Annotated in this window: 16 protein-coding genes and 1 other annotated feature; all 16 genes read right to left on the reverse strand. The window is 42.7% G+C overall.

The genetic code is table 11. From position 1 onward, the window contains the following. Positions 1–22: 22 nt before the first annotated feature. Positions 23–2,668: a valine--tRNA ligase gene (locus GDZ68_RS05905; RefSeq protein ID WP_153721350.1), complete on the reverse strand. Its 2,646-nt coding sequence runs from the start codon at positions 2,666–2,668 to the stop codon at positions 23–25. Positions 2,669–2,853: 185 nt separating this feature from the next. Further along, positions 2,854–3,072: a binding site (T-box leader), on the reverse strand. A 214-nt stretch (positions 3,073–3,286) separates the two neighbouring features. Further along, positions 3,287–3,916, reverse strand: coding sequence for a hypothetical protein (locus GDZ68_RS05910; protein WP_153721351.1), 630 nt, complete (start codon positions 3,914–3,916; stop codon positions 3,287–3,289). 732 nt (positions 3,917–4,648) lie between these two features. After that, positions 4,649–5,941 (reverse strand): glutamate-1-semialdehyde 2,1-aminomutase, encoded by a 1,293-nt coding sequence (hemL, locus tag GDZ68_RS05915; RefSeq protein ID WP_153721352.1) that lies wholly within the window; start codon positions 5,939–5,941, stop codon positions 4,649–4,651. Then, a complete protein-coding gene (gene hemB, locus GDZ68_RS05920; protein WP_153721353.1) occupies positions 5,942–6,922 on the reverse strand; it encodes a porphobilinogen synthase in 981 nt (326 codons plus the stop codon). Next, entirely contained in the window at positions 6,919–7,683 is a 765-nt protein-coding gene (locus tag GDZ68_RS05925) for a uroporphyrinogen-III synthase (protein WP_153721354.1), read from the reverse strand. Before GDZ68_RS05925 ends, hemB begins: the two co-directional genes overlap by 4 nt. Then, positions 7,676–8,605, reverse strand: a complete 930-nt coding sequence (gene hemC / locus GDZ68_RS05930) for a hydroxymethylbilane synthase (protein WP_153721355.1) — start codon at positions 8,603–8,605, stop codon at positions 7,676–7,678. The genes GDZ68_RS05925 and hemC overlap by 8 nt, the downstream gene beginning before the upstream one ends. Before the next feature lie 15 nt (positions 8,606–8,620). Continuing rightward, positions 8,621–9,451, reverse strand: a complete 831-nt coding sequence (gene ccsA, locus GDZ68_RS05935) for a cytochrome c biogenesis protein CcsA (protein WP_153721356.1) — start codon at positions 9,449–9,451, stop codon at positions 8,621–8,623. Between the two features lie 202 nt (positions 9,452–9,653). Beyond that, complete coding sequence (gene hemA / locus GDZ68_RS05940) at positions 9,654–11,030, reverse strand: glutamyl-tRNA reductase (protein ID WP_153721357.1); 1,377 nt, start codon at positions 11,028–11,030, stop codon at positions 9,654–9,656. A 124-nt stretch (positions 11,031–11,154) separates the two neighbouring features. Continuing rightward, positions 11,155–11,736 (reverse strand): ribosome biogenesis GTP-binding protein YihA/YsxC, encoded by a 582-nt coding sequence (gene yihA, locus GDZ68_RS05945; RefSeq protein ID WP_153721358.1) that lies wholly within the window; start codon positions 11,734–11,736, stop codon positions 11,155–11,157. Further along, positions 11,733–14,039 (reverse strand): endopeptidase La, encoded by a 2,307-nt coding sequence (gene lon, locus GDZ68_RS05950; RefSeq protein ID WP_153721502.1) that lies wholly within the window; start codon positions 14,037–14,039, stop codon positions 11,733–11,735. The genes yihA and lon overlap by 4 nt, the downstream gene beginning before the upstream one ends. Before the next feature lie 133 nt (positions 14,040–14,172). After that, positions 14,173–15,441: an ATP-dependent protease ATP-binding subunit ClpX gene (gene clpX, locus GDZ68_RS05955; protein ID WP_153721359.1), complete on the reverse strand. Its 1,269-nt coding sequence runs from the start codon at positions 15,439–15,441 to the stop codon at positions 14,173–14,175. Between the two features lie 201 nt (positions 15,442–15,642). Next, complete coding sequence (tig, locus tag GDZ68_RS05960; protein ID WP_153721360.1) at positions 15,643–16,929, reverse strand: trigger factor; 1,287 nt, start codon at positions 16,927–16,929, stop codon at positions 15,643–15,645. 255 nt (positions 16,930–17,184) lie between these two features. Continuing rightward, positions 17,185–18,153, reverse strand: a complete 969-nt coding sequence (locus GDZ68_RS05965) for a tetratricopeptide repeat protein (RefSeq protein WP_153721361.1) — start codon at positions 18,151–18,153, stop codon at positions 17,185–17,187. 129 nt (positions 18,154–18,282) lie between these two features. Continuing rightward, positions 18,283–19,644, reverse strand: a complete 1,362-nt coding sequence (locus tag GDZ68_RS05970; protein ID WP_153721362.1) for a hypothetical protein — start codon at positions 19,642–19,644, stop codon at positions 18,283–18,285. A 20-nt stretch (positions 19,645–19,664) separates the two neighbouring features. Continuing rightward, entirely contained in the window at positions 19,665–21,155 is a 1,491-nt protein-coding gene (locus GDZ68_RS05975) for a UxaA family hydrolase (protein ID WP_153721363.1), read from the reverse strand. Continuing rightward, positions 21,130–22,587: a tagaturonate reductase gene (locus GDZ68_RS05980; protein WP_153721364.1), complete on the reverse strand. Its 1,458-nt coding sequence runs from the start codon at positions 22,585–22,587 to the stop codon at positions 21,130–21,132. Before GDZ68_RS05980 ends, GDZ68_RS05975 begins: the two co-directional genes overlap by 26 nt.

Here is a 22,587-nt window from a genome sequence, read left to right on the forward strand (position 1 = left end):
CCTGGGCAGTTTTCTATCGTCATTAAATCTCTTTCAACTCCGCGATACGGCGCTCAACCGCCGCATGCTTCTCTAAATAATCCTGCTCTTTCGCACGTTCTTCTTCCACCACTTCAGCCGGAGCCTTCGCAGTAAAGCGTTCATTGGACAATTTGCCCTGAACACGTTTCACTTCGCCCTGCCACTTGCCGAGTTCTTTCGTCAAACGAGCGATTTCTTCTTCGATGTCGATCAAGCCTTCCAGCGGCAAATACAGCTCTGCGCCTGTTACTACAGCTGACATCGTCTTGCCTGGTGCATCCACTTTCACGCCAATCGTCAACATTTCCGGATTACAGAATTTCTCGATATAGCTGCGGTTCGCTTCCAGAACTTCAACTGTCGACTCGTCTTTCGCAGAAATATACAGATCGACTTTACGGCTCATCGGTGTATTCACTTCTGAACGGATAGAACGCACCGCTTTAATAATATCCATCAGCAGCTTCATATGAGACGCACGCGCGGAGTCAGATAGCGCAGCATCCACTTCCGGCCACTTGGCAACCGTAATTGATTCGCCTTCATGCGGCAAGTTCTGCCAGATCTCTTCGGTAATGAACGGCATCAATGGGTGCAGCAACCGCATCGTCTGATCCAGCACATGCGCTAGCACCGAACGAGTCATTTTCTTTGCTGCCTCATCTTCACCGTACAGCGGCAATTTCGCCATTTCGATATACCAGTCACAGAAATCATCCCAGATGAAGTTATACAGCGCACGGCCCATTTCACCGAACTCATAACGGTCTGCGAGGCTGGTTACCTGCTCGATCGTTTCATTCAGACGTGTCAGAATCCAGTCGTCCGCAACTGATTTCGCTCCTGTCAGATCGATTTCCTCAAATTTCATGCCATCCATATTCATCAACGCAAAACGAGAAGCATTCCAAATTTTATTGGCAAAGTTCCAGATCGCTTCGACTTTTTCTGTTGAATAGCGCAAATCCTGTCCAGGTGAAGAACCAGTCGCCAGGAAGTAACGCAAGGCGTCGGCACCGTACTGATCGATGACGTCCATTGGATCTACACCGTTACCAAGAGATTTAGACATTTTCCGCCCGTCTTCCGCGCGCACCAGTCCGTGAATCAAGACATCCTTGAATGGACGCTCTTCCGTGAACTCTAATGCCTGGAAGATCATGCGGGACACCCAAAAGAAGATAATATCATATCCTGTAACAAGGGCGTCTGTCGGGTAATATTTCTTGAACATTTCATTGTCAGTGTCCGGCCAGCCCATAGTGGAAAACGGCCATAGAGCGGATGAGAACCACGTATCGAGTACGTCCTTGTCCTGTTCCCAGTTATCCGCGTCGGCAGGGGCTTCCTGTCCAACATAGATTTCGCCTGTCGTCTTATGATACCAGGCAGGAATACGATGGCCCCACCAAAGCTGACGGGAGATACACCAGTCGTGGACATTTTCCATCCATCCAAGATACGTCTTTTCAAAGCGTTCCGGAACGAAATGAACTTTTTCTTCTTCATTTTTCTGTAGATTAATCGCTTCTTCAGAAAGCGGCTGCATCTTCACGAACCATTGTGTAGACAGATACGGCTCCACGACTGCACCGCTTCGCTCAGAGTGGCCGACAGAATGCATATGTTCTTCAATTTCAAAAAGCACACCCATATCCTGAAGATCTTTCACAATTTGCTTGCGGCATTCGAAACGATCCATGCCATCATACTTGCCGGCCAACTTATTCATTGAACCGTCTTCATTCATAACGAGTACGCGTGGCAAATTGTGACGATTACCTACTTCAAAGTCATTCGGGTCATGAGCCGGTGTGATTTTCACAGCTCCGCTTCCGAAGTCCATTTCAACGTAATCATCTGCAACAATAGGAATTTCACGGCCGACGATCGGCAATTTTACCATCTTGCCAATTAAATGCTGGTAACGCTCGTCATCCGGGTGTACGGCAACGGCTGTATCCCCGAGCATCGTTTCCGGACGTGTAGTCGCAATCTCAATATGTCCCGTGCCATCCGTCAATGGATAGCGCATATGATAGAATGCACCCTGCACATCTTTATGGATAACTTCGATATCGGACAAAGCCGTCTTCGTCGCAGGATCCCAGTTAATAATATATTCTCCGCGGTAGATCAGGTCTTTTTTATATAGGGTCACGAAAACTTCACGCACCGCTTTGGATAGACCTTCGTCAAGTGTAAAACGTTCCTGTGAATAATCGAGAGCCAGTCCAAGTTTCGACCATTGTTCGCGGATATGATCTGCATATTCTTCTTTCCATTTCCATGTCTCTTCAACGAATTTCTCGCGGCCCAGATCATAGCGCGTCTTGCCTTCAGCACGCAGTTTTTCTTCCACTTTCGCCTGTGTGGCAATCCCTGCGTGGTCCATCCCGGGAAGCCACAAGGCATCATAGCCTTGCATACGCTTCATTCGAATAAGCATATCCTGTAACGTAGTATCCCACGCGTGCCCTAAATGAAGCCGGCCGGTCACATTCGGCGGCGGGATCACAATGGTATACGGTTCTTTCTCGCTCTTTACATCGGACTCAAAATATTTACCTTGAAGCCACCAGTCATAGCGGCCGTTTTCGACTGCCTGGGGATCGTATTTTGTCGGCATTGTCAGTTCATCTGTCATTTTTAGTTCCTCCTTTATTCTTTCAAGCGCGCCTTGGCGTGATTGCGTCTGGATTTTGAAATGTGCTTGCACATTTAACTCCATCCAAAATTCATGACATCCGCCGGAGGCTTTATCTGAATTCAGCAGGGGTTTTCTGTTGAATTCAGATAAAAGTGAATACAAAAAAGCCCCATACATCCCGTAAAAAGGACGAAGGAGCTCGTGGTACCACCTTTATTTATGAACGCTTAATAAGCATACATCTTCATGGATCGTAACGGTTTTCACCGGTCTCTGCTACTGAAGGTTCACAGAAACTGCTCATAGGCGACGTTCCATCTGCAGTTTCCAGGTACGTCCCACCAATCGCACCCTCTCTTAAGAAAACCCGTCACATGTACTGACCTATTCAACGCATAGATATTCTAATCCCCATTATTATAGTGGAAGAACGCTGAAGACGTCAAGCGTAACTTAATGAAACCTGAAAGGATGGTGTACGTGCGCAGAAGCTATAATCCCTACTTGCTGCCGCCTTGGCTGAGGAAAACCAGGTTTTACTGCAAGAACTGTATTATTCCGCTGACCGTTTTCCAATTAATCCGGCTGCTGATCGTGCCGACAACAGGCGACTTTTTATTGTTTTGCCTCCTCGCCTGTCTCTCGTTCTGCTTCTACAAAAACATTATTTGAATGGAAGATCTTTCTTGTTACATCGTCATCAAGCTCTGCGATGTACAAGAGAAAGTCTTCCATTTCTTTTTGCCCCTGCTCCACTGCCTGATCGGCATTCGCCAAAAACTCTAAATGAGATGTCGACTCTACTGCGACTGCTACTTCCTGTACTGCAGCCACTGCTTCTTCTTTCACAACCGATTCGCTCTGAAGCTGTACTTTCCATTCTACATACAATCCGCCGTCTTCCAGCGGAGAGGACTGTACATCGGCGATTTTCAGATCAACCGTACTGACTGTTTCCGAAGGCAAATCCACATTCAGCGGGACCGCATATTCAAAATATCCATTGCCGTTCTCCACTTCCACATCGTCAATAATTAAGCGATCTTCTGCTGAATCCTCGATCAGCTTGTCTGAATCAAAGACCACATTGGCGGCGATATGATAAATTCCTTGCAGCCGGATTGCCTCTTCTGTGCGTTCTTCCGTATAACCCGGCGTCACTTTCAGCTCGGCAGCCTCCGAAAAAGCACCATATTCAGCCGGAAAATAAAAAGTCTCCGACACTGTCCATTCATGTGCAGTCAATATGCTTCACTCCTTTTCTTAACTCAGGCCATTATATGAAGCTGCTGCGATTTTTAGAAGAAATCTTTTTAGGGTCTGCGCCAAAATTTGTTTTTGATAACGTGTCACGTACGTATTGCGTAAATCCTGCGGCAGTTTAAAGCCGCTTCGGCGCTGGGGGATTGCCTTACGCTATGAGCCTACTGGCGAAGAACGTGCCAGCAGTCTCCCAGCAACGGCCGACCCCGCAAAGGCGCCTTCGCTGGTGTGGAGAATATATGTCATGCTGCTTTTTTGCAGAGTGCGAGTTAGTCGGCGTTGTTTCGTTTACTCGACTTTGCAAAGTCATTGATCGCAAGGATCTGTGTCCCTTGGGGGGTAATAGGTATTGCATGAAATTCTATACTTCTTATACTAATCTAAGACAGTAAGCTCATACTGCCCACTCACGCAAAGAGTATTGAAAAACAATCCAGTGTACCGGAGTGGAAGGCGGCGACTCTGGGAGGATCAGCCCGATAGGATGAGACAACTAAGGGGAGCGAAGCGACCAGTTGGCTCACCGAGGGCCCTCCAGAACGCGTCCGCCTGGAACGCAGGGAAACGGTCTCTCTCTACTTACCTTTAACTCCAAACTGCTTGCTATGTACACTGTCAAGCACTTGTTTTGGTGATGAGCCAAACTTTTAAAACAAAAAAACACCAGGCGGGACATCTGTCGTCACAACAGATGTCCGCCTGGCGTTTTGAAAATTATTTCTTTAATTTAGCAAATACGCGATGGAACGCTTCTACCGTTGTTGCAATATGCTCTTCAGTATGAGCAGTAGATAAGAACATACCTTCAAATTGAGAAGGCGGCAGGAAAATGCCTTCTTCTGCCATCAAACGATAGTATTCTGCAAATAATTGCAGATCGGAAGTTTTTGCCTGATCGTAATTATTGACCCGTTCATTCGTAAAGAAGAACCCGATCATCGAGCCGGCACGGTTTACTGTATGCGGAATATTGTTGGCTAAAGCTGCTTCACGGAATCCATCTTCCAACAAATCGCCAAGCTTAACGAAACGTTCGTACGATTCAGGAGTCAGCTTTTTCAACGTCTCGATACCCGCAGTCATTGCCATTGGATTTCCAGACAATGTCCCTGCTTGATAAACAGTACCTGCTGGTGCCATGTGCTCCATAATTTCGCGCTTTCCGCCGTAAGCACCGACGGGCAGGCCGCCGCCAATTACTTTTCCAAGACATGTCAGGTCCGGAGTTACACCGAAGTGACCTTGGGCACAATTATAGCCAACACGGAAACCAGTCATTACTTCATCAAAAATTAGCAACGTGCCATTTGCAGTTGTCAATTCACGCAACGCCTCAAGGAAACCCGGCTCAGGCGGAACGACGCCCATATTACCGGCCACCGGCTCCACAATAACGCCCGCTAAATCATTACCAAACTCGTCAAATGCCGCTTTGACACTATCCAAGTCATTGTATGCAACGGTAATTGTATTAGCAGCAATCGACTCCGGTACACCCGGACTGTCAGGCAAGCCAAGAGTCGCAACACCAGATCCTGCTTTAATCAGCAATGAATCCGCGTGACCATGATAGCAGCCTTCAAATTTCAAGATTTTATTGCGGTGTGTATAACCTCTTGCCAGACGAAGGGCACTCATTGTCGCCTCTGTACCGGATGAAACCATGCGGATCATTTCAATCGACGGTACGCGTTCGATCACAAGATCAGCTAATTGATTTTCCACTAAAGTCGGAGTCCCAAAACTTGTCCCGGTTTCAGCCACGCGCTGAATCGCAGATACAACATCCGGATCTGTATGTCCTAAAATGAGGGGTCCCCAAGACAATACATAGTCGATATATTCATTGCCGTCAATATCCTTAATGATCGCACCTTTTCCGCTCTCCATGAAAATCGGGTCCATATTGACAGATTTAAACGCGCGAACCGGAGAGTTCACACCGCCCGGCATTAAGTTTACAGCTTCTTTGAATGCTTTTTCAGATTTCGAATAATTTCGTCTCAATTATTTCTCCTCCAGCCAGCGAGCAGCATCTTTTGCATGATATGTCATAATAATATCTGCGCCTGCACGCTTCATACTTGTTAATGTTTCCAGCACGATTTTCTTTTCGTCTACCCAGCCGTTAAGCGCAGCTGCTTTGACCATTGCATACTCTCCGCTGACATTGTACGCAACAACAGGCAATAACACATGATTTTTCACATCGCGGATAATATCCAAATAAGACAGAGCCGGTTTCACAATGATGAAATCTGCACCTTCTAAAATATCGGATTCTGCTTCACGCATCGCTTCCATTCGATTTGCAGGATCCATCTGATACGTTTTACGGTCACCAAACTGCGGCGTGGACTGTGCTGCATCACGGAATGGACCATAATAAGCTGATGCATATTTTACCGCATAAGACATGATCGGAATGTTTTGGAAACCTGCGTCGTCAAGAGCCTGCCGAATAACTGCAACAAAGCCGTCCATCATATTAGACGGTGCAATTATATCTGCTCCGGCTTTCGCCTGGCTGACTGCAGTCTTCGCAAGCAGCACCAAACTCGCATCATTATCAACATCCCCATCTTTGATGACTCCGCAATGTCCGTGATCTGTATACTCACAAAGACATGTGTCAGCAACGACAACGAGTTCAGGATGACGCTCTTTCACCGCACGTGTTGCCCGCTGAATAATACCGTCGTCGTCATACGCTTCTGTTCCGCACTCATCTTTATCAGACGGAATGCCGAATAAAATAATCGAAGAAATGCCGAGTTCAACAACCTCATCTGTTTCTTTCAGCAGCATATCAATGGAAAACTGATCGACTCCCGGCATGGAAGCAATCGGGTTTCGGACTTGCTCGCCTTCTGTTACAAATATTGGATAAATAAAATCAGCAGCTTTAATAGACGTTTCCCTTACCATTGCACGCACAGTTGGATTTGTGCGAAGTCTGCGATGTCTTTTAAATTCAATCGGGTTCATTTGAAACCTTCCTTTCGTTTGGCTAGTGCATGCACCAGCTCGACCAATGTATACGTTTCAGGTATTACATGAACAGGCGCTCCGGCTTTCAGCAAGGCGCGCTCGGTGACATGTCCGATGGCGCAGATGGTAAAACCGTTCCACGTCGTTTTCGGTACGACACGTGAAGCAAATACATCCACAGCCGAGGGACTTGCGAACAGCACGGAAACCTGTTCTTTCTGAGTAATCTGTTTGATCAATTTATCAATGGAACTCACAGCACTTTTCGTTTCATACACTGTCCATTCCGAAACGTGGAATGGCAGCTCTTCACGAATCATAGTGCCTGCAAGCGATCCTTTTAAAAACAATACATTCAACTGTTCTGATTCTTTTGGTTTAAACTGTTTCACAAATACATCTGCACTGAATACACTCGGAATGAATGATACATCAAAGCCGAGCTGATCTAATGCAGCTGCTGTTCGTGTGCCGACTGCAGCAACTTTGCCGGCATAGTTCTTGGAAGTAATTTGATTGCGCAGCATTTTAGAACGGAATGAAGCAACAGCACTCTGACTCGTAAAAATCAGCCAGTCTGCTTTCATGGCATCTTTCAAACGTTCTTTGTCATCTTTTTTCTTTACTTCTTCCACTTCAATGAGCGGAATAGAAACCGGAATACCCCCATACCCCTTAACCAGTTCAGCTGCTTCCTGAGATTTGGGGGTTCCAGTGAAAATCACTGTTTCTTCATATAAAGGTAACGCGTTACGCATCCATTTCCGCCTTCACTTTCTCAATCACTTCAGCAGCGCCCTGATCGCGCAAAAGCTTTCCTACTTCTTTACCGACTGCAACAGGATCTGTTCCCTTCACAGTTTCACGGAAGACTTGAATTGCATCCGGTGAGGCAATAAATCCTGTCAATTCCACTTCTTTGCCGTCAAACGTCGCAAATCCAGCGATAGGCACTTGGCAGGAACCGTCCATTTCAGAAAGGAAAGTGCGTTCGGCCTGCAACTCTATCCATGTTTTATGATCCGTCAGTTTTGAAAGTTCCTGCAGCAGTTCAGCGTCATCTTCACGACATTCAACTGCCAATGCACCTTGCCCTACAGCCGGAATGCAATCATCAAGCGCCAGATATTCCGTTACAATTTCGTCATCCCAGCCCATACGCTTGAGGCCTGCAGCAGCCAGAATAATTGCATCATATTCTCCGTCACGGCATTTGCGGAGACGTGTATCAATATTTCCGCGAATCCATTTGATTTCAAGATCAGGACGAAGCATCAGCAGCTGAGAACTGCGGCGCAGGCTTGATGTGCCGACAACTGCCCCGATTGGCAAGTCCATGAAACGAACATGATCGTTTGCGATATAGGCGTCACGCGGGTCTACACGCTCAGGTACACAGCCGACTGTCAGACCATCCGGAATAACGGCGGGCATATCTTTCATACTGTGTACTGCAAAGTCGATCTCCTTATCGAAAAGTGCTTGTTGAATTTCTTTAACAAACAGACCTTTTCCGCCTACTTTTGATAGCATAACATCCAGAATCTGATCTCCTTTTGTCACAATTTCTTTAATTTCAAATTCGAATGGAACCCCAGCTTCTTTCAGCTGCTCAATGAACCACTTCGTTTGTGTTAATGCTAAATTACTTCTGCGGGAACCAACAATAATTTTTCTCAAAATACTCTTCCTTCCTTATATCCATAAATGAAATTGCGACAGCGTACTGCCTAAAAAGAAATTCACGACGGTAAAGAGAAATGCAAAAATTGACATCCAGGCAAATTCCAGCGGCTGCAGTTTACCTTTGTAATGAAAAAAGATCACACCGGTATAAAATAATAAAACGGCAAATGAACCCATAATTTTCATATCAAAGACCGACCAATCGGTAAGAGCGACATATGCCCACTGCACACCGAAGATCAAGCTGACAAACAAGATCGGTATGCCGGTATAAATCGACATCTTCATTCCCATCATTGTTTGATGAAGATTCGGCAGACTAGAAAACTGCTTTGTAAACTTCTTCTTTTTTAAAACTTTGTATACAATTAAATATAGTAAAGCAAAAACAAATGCCAAAGCAAACACTGCATACGAGAGAATTGCTGTCGTAATGTGAATAAATAGCACTTCAGACACAAGGGAATCTCCGACTGTGGAGGCTGTGTATTTTAAATTGGAAAAAACATGAATCATTAAAAATATAAAACCAATAATATTCATAAAAAAGACCATGAAATTTACTTTGTAAATCAGTTGGAACACGATCGACAACGTTACCAGCAGCCATACGTAAAAATAGATTCCTTCCACGAGTGACAGGACAGGAAAACGTTTCATTTCGACAATGTACAATGTCAGGATTGCAGTTTGTGTCACCCATACCGCGACGATTAGCCAGAATGCAATGCGCTGCACGGCCTTCTGCTTTTTAAAGTAGTCAATTAAGTAAAAGACAAGACCAAGGGCATACAGTACAATCATAAATTCCTGAAGTCTTGCCATTGTCAAATCCACCATATGCTATTCTCTGCCTTTCAAACAAAACCTCTCGATTACATTCAGCCGAATTCACTTCTTTATTGTCTCAAATGACAGGGCTTCACTGCAAATAATTGCAATCGTTTTATTCCGTAATTCGCAAACCGCAACTCTCTCTTACATACAAAAAAGGGGCCTGTATCGTTCTTGTGAAAGAGCAAGATACAGAACCACCAGTCTATTAGTACAAATAATTAAGTTCGGTTGATTCTACAGATTCATTTCTATGTTCTGCACGTTTTTGCAGACGTACTTTCGCTTGAATTGCCAACTGTTCTTTTTCTTCGAGAACTTCATCAGCTATGCCAAAGATTTGTTCGAATAAAGCTAATTTTTCAGAGGCATTTTTATCTGTAGATAATTCTTTTGCCTGAAGAATAGGATCTTTCAGCAATTGATTGATTATCGACTTAGTATGCTTATTAAGCACTTTCTTTTCACGATCGGTTAAATCCGGCATCTTATTTTCAATGCTTGCCATCGTCTCGCTCTGAATTCTTGCCGCTTTCTTGCGCAGAGCAGAAATCATCGGCACAACACCTAACGTAGACAGCCATTCTTTAAATAGAACGACTTCCTTTTCAATCATCAAACCAATTTCTTCTGCTGCATGTTTGCGTTCAGCCAGATTTGCTTCAACAATTCCCTGCAGATCATCAATATCATATAAAAACATATTAGGAAGATCACTGATTTTCGGATCCAAATCGCGCGGAACTGCAATGTCCACTAAGAACAAAGGCTTTCCTTTACGCAATTTTTCCACAAGCTGCATCAGATCGTAATCAATCACAAATTCCGTAGAGCCTGTAGAACTGATCAAAATATCCGCTTCCAGCAAAATGCATTGCAGTTCTTGCATGGATTTTGCTTCGCCTTCAAACTTCGCTGCCAGTAACTCAGCCTTTGAGAAAGTACGGTTAATGACAGTAATCTTTCCGACACCGCTTCCCTGCAAGTTCTTTACAGCTAATTCACCCATTTTACCGGCACCTAAAATCACAATATGTTTATGCTTCAGTGAACCAAAAATTTTCTTTCCAAGTTCTACAGCAGCATAAGAAACAGACACAGCATTCTCACCGATCGCAGTGTCAGTGTGCGCTCTTTTTGCTGTCGTGATAGCTTGTTTAAACAACTCATTGAACACAGTACCGGTAGTGCCGATTTCCTGTGCAGACAGAAAACTGCTGCGGACTTGGCCAAGAATCTGCGTTTCACCCAATACCATGGAGTCAATCCCTGCAGCCACACGCAATAAATGTTCCACTGCACCGTCTTCTTCATGAATAATTAAATGGCTCGAAAAATCCTCCATTGGAATCGAAAACCAATCGGAGAGGAATTTTTTTATATAATATCGTCCTGTATGGAGCTGATCGACGACCGCATAAATTTCTGTGCGGTTGCAAGTGGAAATAATGATGTTTTCCAAAATGCTTTTTTGCTGTTGCAAAGTTTGCATCGCCTGCGGCAATTCAGCTTCGACGAATGATAGTTTTTCCCTAATTTCGACAGGGGCTGTTCGGTGGTTAACACCGACGACAACTGTATGCATTAGGTGCTCACACCTTTCAGATCTTTTCGTAACTTCATTATATCATACATAGTGATTCTGTCGGGATATCAAATGTGAACATCATTTGACGTCATTTTTTAGCAATTAATTATCCCGTAAAGCATTACATACGGCTTTCAATTTCACGCCATGCTTCGTCCATACCCATTCCTTTTTCAGATGAAAAAAGTATTAATGGATGATGTACTTCCATATTGAGAGTTGTTCTGACGATTTTCTTATGCTTTTCCCATTTACCTTTAGGTATTTTATCAGCTTTTGTTGCCACAACAATTGTCGGTATATTATAATGTGCCAAAAAGTCGTGCATCATGCAGTCATCAGCTGTCGGCGGATGGCGAAGATCGACAATCTGAATTACAGCCCGCAGCTCTTCACGGCAAGTAATATATTGTTCAATCATACCGCCCCAGGTTTCGCGTTCAGTTTTCGACACTTTCGCATAACCATAGCCGGGCACATCAACGAAAAATAACTGCTCTTCAATTTTGTAGAAATTTAATGTTTGCGTCTTCCCTGGTTTTGATGAAGTACGGGCCAGACTTTTACGTCCGATCATTTTATTAATAAACGATGATTTTCCTACATTGGAACGGCCTGCCAGAGCGAACTCCGGATAACCTTCCGTAGGATATTGTTCAGGTCTCACCGCACTCATGATCATTTCGACATTATGGACTTTCATTTCGTTTCCTCCAAAGCGATATCGAGTACTTCATGAGCATCCGACACGAGTTTAAATGTTAATTCTTTACGTACACTTTCCGGTATATCTTCAATATCACGTTCATTGTCCTGCGGAATTATGATGGTCCGCAATCCTGCACGATGCGCACTCAGCGTTTTTTCCTTCAAACCGCCAATCGGCAGCACACGGCCGCGCAATGTTACTTCACCTGTCATACCGACTTCCCGGCGAACCGGATGTTCTGTCAATGCAGAAACAAGAGCTGTTACAATGGTAATACCCGCAGAAGGACCGTCTTTCGGCGTAGCGCCTTCAGGAACATGGATATGGATATCCCATTTTTCATGAAATTCTGGATCAATTCCAAAATCTACTGCTTTTGACCGTACATATGATAATGCCGTCTGTGCAGATTCCTTCATGACATCGCCTAATTTTCCGGTTAACAACAGTTTACCTTTACCGATCGACAATGAAACCTCAATCTGCAAAGTGTCTCCGCCAACTGTTGTGTAGGCCAGGCCTGTAGCCATCCCAACTTGATTTACCGTTTCTGCCTGTCCAAACCGGAAGCGTTTTTTGCCAAGTAAAGTTTCCAAAGTCTTCGGGCTGACCGTTAAGCTTTTCTTATCACCTGAAAGAATCTGCCGTGCAGCTTTTCTGCAAATGCTTGCCACTTCCCGTTCCAATGAACGAACGCCGGCTTCCCTAGTATAATAACGAACCAAATCCAAAATTGCTTCGTCTTGGAACCGTACCTTCGATTTCGTCAGACCATGTTCTTTCAACTGTTTCGGAATCAAGTGGTTTTTAGCAATCGATTGTTTCTCCTGCTCCGTATAACCAGGGATAGAAATGACTTCCATCCGGTCGCGCAGCGGGCCCGGGATCGCTCCTAAATCATTAGAAGTTGCAATAAATAACACGTCAGACAGATCGTAAGGCTCTTCAATATAGTGATCGCTGAATGTACTGTTCTGCTCAGGATCAAGAACTTCAAGCATGGCAGACGATGGATCACCTCTGAAGTCATTGGACATTTTATCGATTTCATCCAGTAAGAATACAGGGTTAATACTTCCCGCTTTTTTCATACTTTGAATGATTCGGCCAGGCATCGCACCGACATATGTCCGGCGATGACCGCGGATTTCAGACTCATCACGAACTCCGCCCAGAGACAGTCTGACGAATTTCCGTCCAAGCGATTCGGCAATCGAACGAGCCAATGAAGTTTTTCCGACTCCCGGCGGTCCATCGATACACAGGATAGGTCCCCGCAGCGAGTTTGTCATTTGACGAACCGCCAGAAACTCTAAAATCCGTTCTTTGACGTTTTCCAATCCTTCATGATCACGATTCAGAATTTCTTCAGATCTCGTGATATCTAATTGATCTACCGTTGCATTGGTCCATGGCAGCACGATCAGCCACTCAATGTAGTTGCGGATGATCCCGCTTTCCGCTGAAACAGAAGGGATTTTTTCAAAACGCTCCAGCTCACGCTCAGCGCTTTCTTTCACATGTTCCGGCATGTTTGCTTCATTAATTTTCTTTTTGAGTTCTGACACTTCCAGCCCTTTGCCGTCTTTATCACCAAGCTCCGTCTGGATTGCTTTCAACTGCTCACGCAAATAAAATTCTTTCTGCGTACGTTCCATCGCTTCCTTAACACGCTCATTAATTTTGCGTTCCAGCTCGATAATTTCCTGCTCATTGTACATACGGCTGATCAGCCATTCCAAACGCTCAGGAATATCAGTCATTTCCAAAACTTCTTGTTTAGCTGACAGTTTCAACGGCAAATTAGAAGCAATCATATCAGCCAATCGTCCGGGCTCTTGGATGTCTTCGACTGTCTCTACTGTTTCTTCCGAAATACGCTTGCTGTTCTTGGCGTAGCGCTTAAACTGAGCGATCAGCGTTCGCATGAGCGCTTCAATTTCCGCGTCTTTTACTTGATCTTCCTCATAACTTTTAACGTTTACAACCGGATATAGATCTGCTTCTTCATAGGAAGACCAATGTGCACGCTGTACACCTTCGATTAATACACGATACGTGCCATTTGGCAATTGGGTCATTGATTTGATGGTAGCAAGCGTACCCAGACGATACAAATCTTCTTTTTCCGGATTTTCTAAACTTAAATCCATTTGGGTAGCAAGAAAAACTTGATGGTCACCGGCTAAAGCATGTTCGATTGCGAACACCGAACGCTCTCTTCCTACATCAATATGTAACAGCATGGTTGGATAAACGATCACTCCGCGAAGTGGCAATAAAGGGATGTTCTTCATTTGAATACTCGGCACTACTAGCCACCTCCATTAAAATATGTATATGTATAACTTGTTCATTCATATGTAAGAAAAAGCCGACTGCCGAGCGTTATTCACGCGTCGGCACAGCCGGCTTTTTGCCATTTCGGCGTTATGCCGTATTTTTTTCTGAATCAATATCAAATACGGTACCATCAGCTTTATATAAAATTGGTGACGCAGTTCCAAGAACCGATTCTTTCGTAATGATACATTCCTTCACTTCTTCAAGTGACGGCAACTCATACATTACATCAAGCATGATATTTTCGATAATCGAACGCAATCCACGAGCTCCTGTTTTACGAGCGATCGCTTCTTTGGCTATTTCAAGCAATGCATCTTCTTCGAAACGAAGGGCTACATCATCAAGTTCAACCATTTTCTGATACTGCTTGACGATCGCATTCTTAGGAACAGTTAGGATTTGATACAATGTATCCACATCCAAAGCATCCAGTGTAGCGATGACAGGCAGACGGCCGATAAATTCGGGAATTAAACCGAATTGCTGCAAGTCTTCCGGAATCAAACGTGACAGCAAGCTTTCATCTTCGCTGATTTCCTTGTTAGGATTGTTTCCGAAACCGATGACCTTACGACCGATACGGCGTTTAACGATATCTTCAATACCATCAAATGCACCGCCTACGACGAATAAAATATTTGTTGTATCAATCTGCAGGAATTCCTGGTGCGGATGTTTGCGTCCTCCTTGAGGCGGTACGCTTGCAACGGTTCCTTCTAAGATTTTCAGCAACGCTTGCTGGACACCTTCACCTGACACGTCACGTGTGATGGACGCATTTTCAGATTTACGTGCTACTTTATCAATTTCGTCAATGTAAATAATACCTTTTTCTGCTTTTTCGATATCGAAATCCGCAGCTTGAATTAATTTCAACAGGATATTCTCTACGTCTTCACCAACATAACCTGCTTCAGTTAATGAAGTCGCATCCGCGATTGCGAATGGCACATCCAGGATTCGAGCCAGCGTTTGAGCAAGTAAGGTTTTACCGCTTCCTGTCGGTCCGATCAAGACGATATTTGACTTCGCTAATTCGACATCATCAATCTTACTGCCTGAATTCACACGTTTATAGTGATTATAAACGGCAACCGCTAGTGATTTCTTTGCGCGGTCCTGCCCGATGATATATTCATCAAGAATGCTCTGGATTTCTTTTGGCTTTGGAACGTCTTTCAACTCGAAGCCTTCTTCCAGACCGACTTCTTCTTCCACGATTTCTGCACAAAGTTCAACGCATTCATCACAAATATATACACCTTGGCCTGCTACTAATTTACGGACTTGATCTTGTGATTTACCGCAAAAAGAACAGCTCAGGTTATCGTTTTCATCATTAAATTTGAACATTATGCTCACCCCTATTCAAGTGAATATACTACAAGATTACCTTGACTTAATCAACTATTTAGAACTGCAAGGCAAATATGTATTCGGTAATCAGATTATTGCATTAGCTTGTGGAAATTTGCATGGATTATACTAACGAGCTTTTACTTATGAAAAACAAGGTACGGTAAACCGTACCTTGTATCAGTTGTTATTGATCAATCAGTCAACGATTTTAGCGTTATCTACAAGCAACTGAACCGTTTTATTGAAACGAAGATCATTTTCAAGTACTGAAGTGCCGCCAAGTGTTGCTTTAATCTGCTCCACTTCCATACCGAATTGTTCTGACATCTTTTCAAGTTCTGCATTTACTTCCTCTTCAGGAACTTCCACATTTTCTGCTGCTCCAATTGCTTCAAGTGTTAATGATACGCGAACACGGCTTAACGCGTCGTCTTTCATTTGGTCACGAAGCGTTTGTTCGTCCTGACCAGAGAACTGGAAGTATAGATCAAGGTTCATGCCTTGCATTTGAAGACGTTGTTCAAAATCTTGCATCATGCGGTCTGTTTCAGAATCAATCATCGCTTGTGGAATTTCCATCTCCGCGTTGCTTGCTGCCTGTTCAACCAGATCGTCACGAAGTGCTGTTTCAGAATCGTTCTTTTTCACTTCTTCTGCTTCTTCTTTAAGTTTCGTACGAAGCTCTTCTACTGAGGAAACTTCTTCGTCGATTTCTTTAGCCAGCTCATCGTCAAGCTCAGGAACTTCCTTCGACTTGATCTCGTGAACTTTCACTTTGAATGTAGCAGGTTTTCCAGCTAGTTCAGCTGCATGGTACTCTTCAGGGAAAGTAATTTCGATTTCACTTTCTTCTCCTGTTTTCATACCGACCACTTGCTCTTCAAATCCTGGGATAAATGAACCTGATCCAATTTCAAGCTCGTAGTTTTCAGACTTTCCGCCTTCAAATGCTTCGCCGTCAGCAAAACCTTCAAAGTCGATTGTTACTGTATCGCCGTCTTCAGCAGCGCCGTCTTCTTTAACAACCATTTCCGCGAGTGCTTCACGACGCTGTTCAAGCTGAGCGTCTACTTCTTCATCCGTTACTTCAGTGGATTGACGAGTTACTTCAAGCCCTTTGTATTCTCCCAATTTCACTTCTGGTTTCAGAGCGATGACTGCTGTGAATACAACCGGCTCGCCTTTTTCGAGCTTTTCGATGTCGATTTCAGGAGCAGCAATTGGATCAACTTCTGCTTCTTCTACAGCTTTAGAGTACGCTTCAGGCAATACGATATCGATTGCATCATTATAAAGCGCTTCTTCACCGTACATTTTGTCGAACATTTTGCGAGGCATTTTTCCTTTACGGAAACCAGGCGCCTGTACTTTCTTTACTACTTTTTTAAACGCTTCATCCATACCCTGGTTGAAACGCTCTACAGAAACTTCAAACGTAAGTTTCCCTTCACTGCCTTCTAGTTTTTCCCATTTAACTGTCATATTTCTGACCTCCAAATCATTTACACAACTTTTACTACTTTTATTTTAATCAATTATACCTTCGCGTGATTGTATCTGAATTTTTCCAGCAAAAACGAAAAAATCTTGGACACCCTTCGAAAGTTTTATCTGAATTCAACTATTATAATGTTTCTCACCAGTATTTTGATTGAGAACTTTACTGAAGACAGATAAGCAGTTGACAACCATTTTAGTATAACATAGTCTAACCATGTTTCAAGAAATATTCATTCTTCAGCTGTCCATTTCTTCATCGACAGAGCGGATGAATTGCACCAGTGCCGTCTGCTCCATCTCTATTCCATATAATAACTGTTTTGTATAAGCGGTATATGCATCCGCAACTTCCTCTGCTGTATAAGGACTCCAATGAAAAGGATACAGCAGCACGGCGTATTTCATGATCAAATTTTCAGCAAGCTCACTTGCTGTCGGATCCTTTTCGAAACGGGACTTTGCCAGAAACTGTACTTCATTGACAAACGGATCCAATTCGATAGAAACAAGCCTTGACGGGATCGCTTCTGTTTCATAATGATACTTTGTAATCGTAACAGATTCATTCGTACCGCTTTTTTGAAGCAGCAGCAGTGCATACGTCTTGACGACCGGCATACTGTCTTCATGCTGTACGATATCAATTAGCAATGGAATGTAAGGTCCGAGCAGCTGATTTTGCAAAGATAGCAGAAATTCCTGTCTGCCATTCGTCGACATCTGCAGAAAATCCTTTAATGTGACGGAAGGCTCCCGCAACTCAGTTTCTTCTATATAACGATCAGTTAATCTGCCATTCAATTCACGCAAGTATTGGAACTTCTGCAAGCTGTCTGAAGGGATCATATCTTTTTCCAATAAACCTTGAATCGTCAGCTCTACTTCTTCATATTGCTGAAGCTGAATGGAAATCGACAGATACAGTTCCAATATTTCTATGTAGTCACCGGACTGTTTTTGCATCGCAAGCAGTGCGTAGTCTTTTGCACGTTCAAAATCCTTCGTCTCATAAAGAGCAATGGCAAGCAGATCTAATACAGATATTTCATCCGGATTGATGTCGAGAATGGCTTCAAAGTGATCAATTGCTTCGTCATAGAGATCTTTCTCCATCGCTTCTCTGCCCAATCTATGCAAACGCTCCAATGTTCCCGGAAAAACCACTACATTTCCTTTACGAATTACCGGCCTTCTTCGTTTCTGCACTCTCTTCACCAGCCTTTTCCATTTTACTATAGCATAGGACGGGAAAGGGATTCCAGTTAAGACTGTCAAAGAATTATATGCAGATTTGTTCTTTAGAAAATAGATATCCGTTCCATATTAACATTCTGGTTATAATAATAAAAACGCCACAATCGATCCTACAAATCCATACATAATAGCAAAAGGCATATTCGACCAGGTGATTTTATACGGACTGTATTCTAGGTTCATGGAAGTCAGCGTTACAACTAATCCATATGACCCGACTGTCAAAGTCGCTACCGAAGAAGTGACAATAACAATGGCTACACTTAATGGATTTAAAATAGTCAACAATATAGAAATAACTGAAGTCAGAATGCCGATTGTAGCGACAGGATGGATTCCGGCCATACTCAATAAAATAAAAAATAGTTGAATCGCAATAAAAATGAGTAATGGATAATTAGCTAAGTGGACTATTGGCTGTTCAATAACACTTAATACCGAAGAGCTGTTTAGACTATTGCTGAAAAACGATAAGGCAATAAAGAGTACTACAAAATTTTGCATTGTGTTGGTTTTAGAAATCCAAAATGGCAGTGCAATCTTCCAAAAACTTTTCAATCTCTTCATAAATAATGACCATAATAAAGTAAAAGGTAAAATCACCAGTGTAACCGCAATTAGGAAATCAATATTAAACAACTTACCTGCCGTAACGACAATTGCTAAAAAAAGACCAAGCGCACAAATCAGATGGATTAAACTTTTCATTGTATTCTTTTTATCTATTTGCTTTCCGTTGTCGCCCTCATAAGAATACTTGCGAAATGAACGATTGCCAATGAAACTGTCCAAGACAAAAGTGATAACTACAATAACCAGCAGCCAAGGAAGCAATGACAGATATTGAACACCTGTCGTGAAGATCGTAACTACCAACAGTAGTTCAAGCGGACTCCACAGCAGCGCCAGGGTAAACCCGCGCAATGTAGTCCGTAATATAAATTCATTTTTTACACGGTCGGGTAATTGCTTTAAATGCTCTTTCAGTACATCCTGTGAAATGGATGCAGCGGATAAGTTCAAAAATGACGCAAGAGTAAACGTTGTAAATGCACTGCGGGGATATAATTGACCCAAATCTTTTGCATTTGCCTCAATTAATGAAGTCATGGTCTTGTCGAATCTGCCTATTTGGACAACAGAAGTCATCCACGGCAGCATCATTAACAATGCGAGAACGGATAAATTAGAAGTCATCATTAACGGAAGCTCGTTTAATGGAAGCTTCTCTGTATACATCACAATAGCTCCAATTAGGATAAAACTAAAACCGAGCACTTTAAATAAAGTGCCCGCATTTTTAAATGATATTAATAAAAGGAGGATTGCCAAGTATCCTAACGGTTGAGATAACTTTTCATCAAAAATAATAACATTCAAAACATGTACAAGAAATACCAATAAATATACTATGTACATTTTTGAAGTATGTTTAGATTGCACGATAAGGTCCGCTCCTTTACTTACAATGTCACACCTGATTTAAATATAGCAATCTCTTTGAAGTGATTTTTTTCATTGTTAACTAATGTACCGCCCGCAACTTGAAGAATATATGCTATGAATTTTTCTGCTGCTTCATCCATGGAAACGCCCTCTAAAATTTCACCCGCATCAAAATCAATCCAATGTTTTTTTCTGTTGGCAAGCATACTGTTGGTAGAAACTTTTATAGTAGGAACAAATGTGCCAAAAGGAGTACCACGTCCAGTTGTGAATAGCACTATGTGACACCCTGAAGCTGCCAGAGCTGTAGAAGCTACTAAGTCATTCCCTGGAGCATTCAATAAGTTCAAACCTTTTTCCTTTAATGTCTCACCGTAATCCAATACATCGGTTACAATCGCAGTCCCCGCCTTTTGAGTACAACCCAATGACTTATCTTCCAGAGTACTGATGCCCCCATCTTTATTTCCAGGTGAAGGATTTTCATATATTGGTTGATCATGTGCTATAAAGTATTGTTTGAAACTTTGGATCAAATCTACAATTTTATTGAAGACTTGCTCATCTTTTGCCCGATTCATCAGTATGGTTTCTGCGCCGAACATCTCAGGAACTTCGGTTAATACAGTAGAACCTCCTTGCGCAATTAAGAAATCAGAAAACTTTCCCAATAAGGGATTTGCTGTAATGCCTGAGAAGCCGTCTGACCCCCCGCACTTTAATCCGATTTTTAATTCCGATATGGGTACCGGTACACGCTGGTCGCCCATCGCTGCCTGATGAAGTTCATGCAGTTTTGCAACTCCCGCTTCTATTTCATCCTCGACTTCCTGACTTACTAAAAAATTGACGCGTGACGAATCAGGATCAGTCAGCAAGGAACGTAATGTGGAAAGCTCATTATTCTCGCAGCCCAATCCCAGCACCAAGACACCGCCAGCATTCGGATGTTCGATAATATCTTTTAAAATCGTTCTGGTGTTTATATGGTCGTCACCTAACTGAGAGCAGCCAAATGAATGTTTCATAACATCTATAGATTCGAAGGGAGCTATAGAATCGACTTCACTTTTAAAAATTTGTATTATACGTTCAGCTACACCGTTTACACAACCAACTGTAGGTACAATCCATAACTCATTGCGAATACCTACATCGCCATTTGCACGTCGATATCCTTGAAAGGTATAAGTTGATTTCGTCATGTTGCTTCCGTGTTTTATCGGTTGGTAACTATACTGATTTTCATCTTGTAAAGACGTTTTTATATTATGTGTGTGAATATGTTCACCAATTTCTATCGCCCTCACTGCATGCCCGATAGAATAGCCGTATTTAATAATTTCTTGATCTTTATTAATCATCGCTATTGAGATTTTATGGCCGGTGGGTATATCTTCTTTCACGTGAATCAACTGTCCGTTAAAATCAAACGCAGACCCCTTCGCAATTGGCTGTAAAGCAACTACAACATTATCATGCTTATTGATTTGTAATACTTGGTTCATTGTTTATTACCTCCAATACAACTTGCTGGAAACCGCTGTTCTCAAAAGTCACCAGCCATTGTGCTAATTGATTGGCAAGCTTAGCCGAATATACATAGTGACCCCATAATCCCGAATTTATTATATTAGCCATTAATTCATTGGCATCCGTTTCTTTACGCTCGTATGACTCCCAGAATGCAGCCATTTTCGAAATAACCTCAGAATCATCCTGGATTGGTTGTTTTGATGAGGGACGATAAAACAATATCCAACTCCAAAGACCAAGCGACATAAGTAAAGGCACTTTTTCGTAGGATTCCATATATTTTTCGAACATAGGAAGATTGCGCGTTTTCCATTTAGATGAAGCATTCAGTGCAATACCATTTAAACGGTGATCTATAGTAGGATTTTCAAAACGAGCAATGACTTCTTCTCCATATTCCATCAGAAAGTTACGATCATATTTTAACAACGTTGTTATTTCTTCCTGAAATAATCTCTCCACATACTTCTTTAATATAGGGTTAGCCATTGCCTGATTGACAAAGGATTCATTCAGTTGTAATGCAACAGGAGTCATAGCAGTATGCGCTCCATTTAGATAATAGACTTTACTTTCCCTGTAAGCAGTTAAATCTTCAACTAAATGAACATTCAAACCGGCTGAATGAAATGGAAGTTTTTCTTGTAAGGCAGCAGGTGCTTCGATAACCCAAATATAATATTGTTCGGCTATCACAAGTTGTTCATCGCGATATCCCAGCTTGACGAAATATTCATCCGGGTTTGTCGGAAAACCCGGTACAATACGATCTACTAGACTGTTGTAAAAGAAATTGTACTCCTTAATCCAATTAATGAAGGATTCTTCTAAATTCCATAGTACAGCATAGCGTATGACAAAATCGCGCAGAACATTACCGTTATTTTCAATAAGTTCACAAGGGATAATTGTCCATCCCTTTGTCTTGTCTCCGTTAAATGTCTCATAACGCTTATATAAAGCTTCTGTTAATTTAGCAGGAAATGATTTAATATTTCCTTGCAGTTTGTCTTCGTCACAAAATACAATTCCCGCTTCGGTTGTGTTAGAAAATACGAACTCTACAGAATCAACCGCCGCTAACTGAAGAAAATCGTTATATCTCTCATTCAGAGGTATGGTGCGGGAGACGGTATCTATAATTGTGGCTTCTTCAACTAATTTACCTTTAACCAACCCCTGCATATATAACGTATAAAGATTGTCTTGTTCCTCTAGTTTCTTATAGTTATTCGAGGAAGTAGATGCCATTGATACAATCCTGCCTCGGAAAAATGTTTCATCATTTAAACGCTTAATCATCCAATTTGTAAATCCGCGCAGAAAATTCCCTGTGCCAAATTGAACAATCTTTTCAGGACTTGAATTTATTTCTTCTGCCATGTTCTTATTTAATCGTTCCAT

The sequence above is a fragment of the Sporosarcina cascadiensis genome, assembly GCF_009650995.1.
In the GTDB taxonomy this organism is placed as follows: domain Bacteria; phylum Bacillota; class Bacilli; order Bacillales_A; family Planococcaceae; genus Sporosarcina; species Sporosarcina cascadiensis.

Bases quoted from the DNA above. Each gene is read 5' to 3' on its own strand.
- GDZ68_RS05905 (WP_153721350.1), bottom strand. From the start codon at position 2,668: ATGACAGATGAACTGACAATGCCGACAAAATACGATCCCCAGGCAGTC.
- hemB (WP_153721353.1), bottom strand. From the start codon at position 6,922: ATGAACCCGATTGAATTTAAAAGACATCGCAGACTTCGCACAAATCCA.
- GDZ68_RS05925 (WP_153721354.1), bottom strand. From the start codon at position 7,683: ATGCGTAACGCGTTACCTTTATATGAAGAAACAGTGATTTTCACTGGA.
- ccsA (WP_153721356.1), bottom strand. From the start codon at position 9,451: ATGGTGGATTTGACAATGGCAAGACTTCAGGAATTTATGATTGTACTG.
- hemA (WP_153721357.1), bottom strand. From the start codon at position 11,030: ATGCATACAGTTGTCGTCGGTGTTAACCACCGAACAGCCCCTGTCGAA.
- yihA (WP_153721358.1), bottom strand. From the start codon at position 11,736: ATGAAAGTCCATAATGTCGAAATGATCATGAGTGCGGTGAGACCTGAA.
- lon (WP_153721502.1), bottom strand. From the start codon at position 14,039: ATGAAGAACATCCCTTTATTGCCACTTCGCGGAGTGATCGTTTATCCA.
- clpX (WP_153721359.1), bottom strand. From the start codon at position 15,441: ATGTTCAAATTTAATGATGAAAACGATAACCTGAGCTGTTCTTTTTGC.
- tig (WP_153721360.1), bottom strand. From the start codon at position 16,929: ATGACAGTTAAATGGGAAAAACTAGAAGGCAGTGAAGGGAAACTTACG.
- GDZ68_RS05975 (WP_153721363.1), bottom strand. From the start codon at position 21,155: ATGAACCAAGTATTACAAATCAATAAGCATGATAATGTTGTAGTTGCT.
- GDZ68_RS05980 (WP_153721364.1), bottom strand. From the start codon at position 22,587: ATGGAACGATTAAATAAGAACATGGCAGAAGAAATAAATTCAAGTCCT.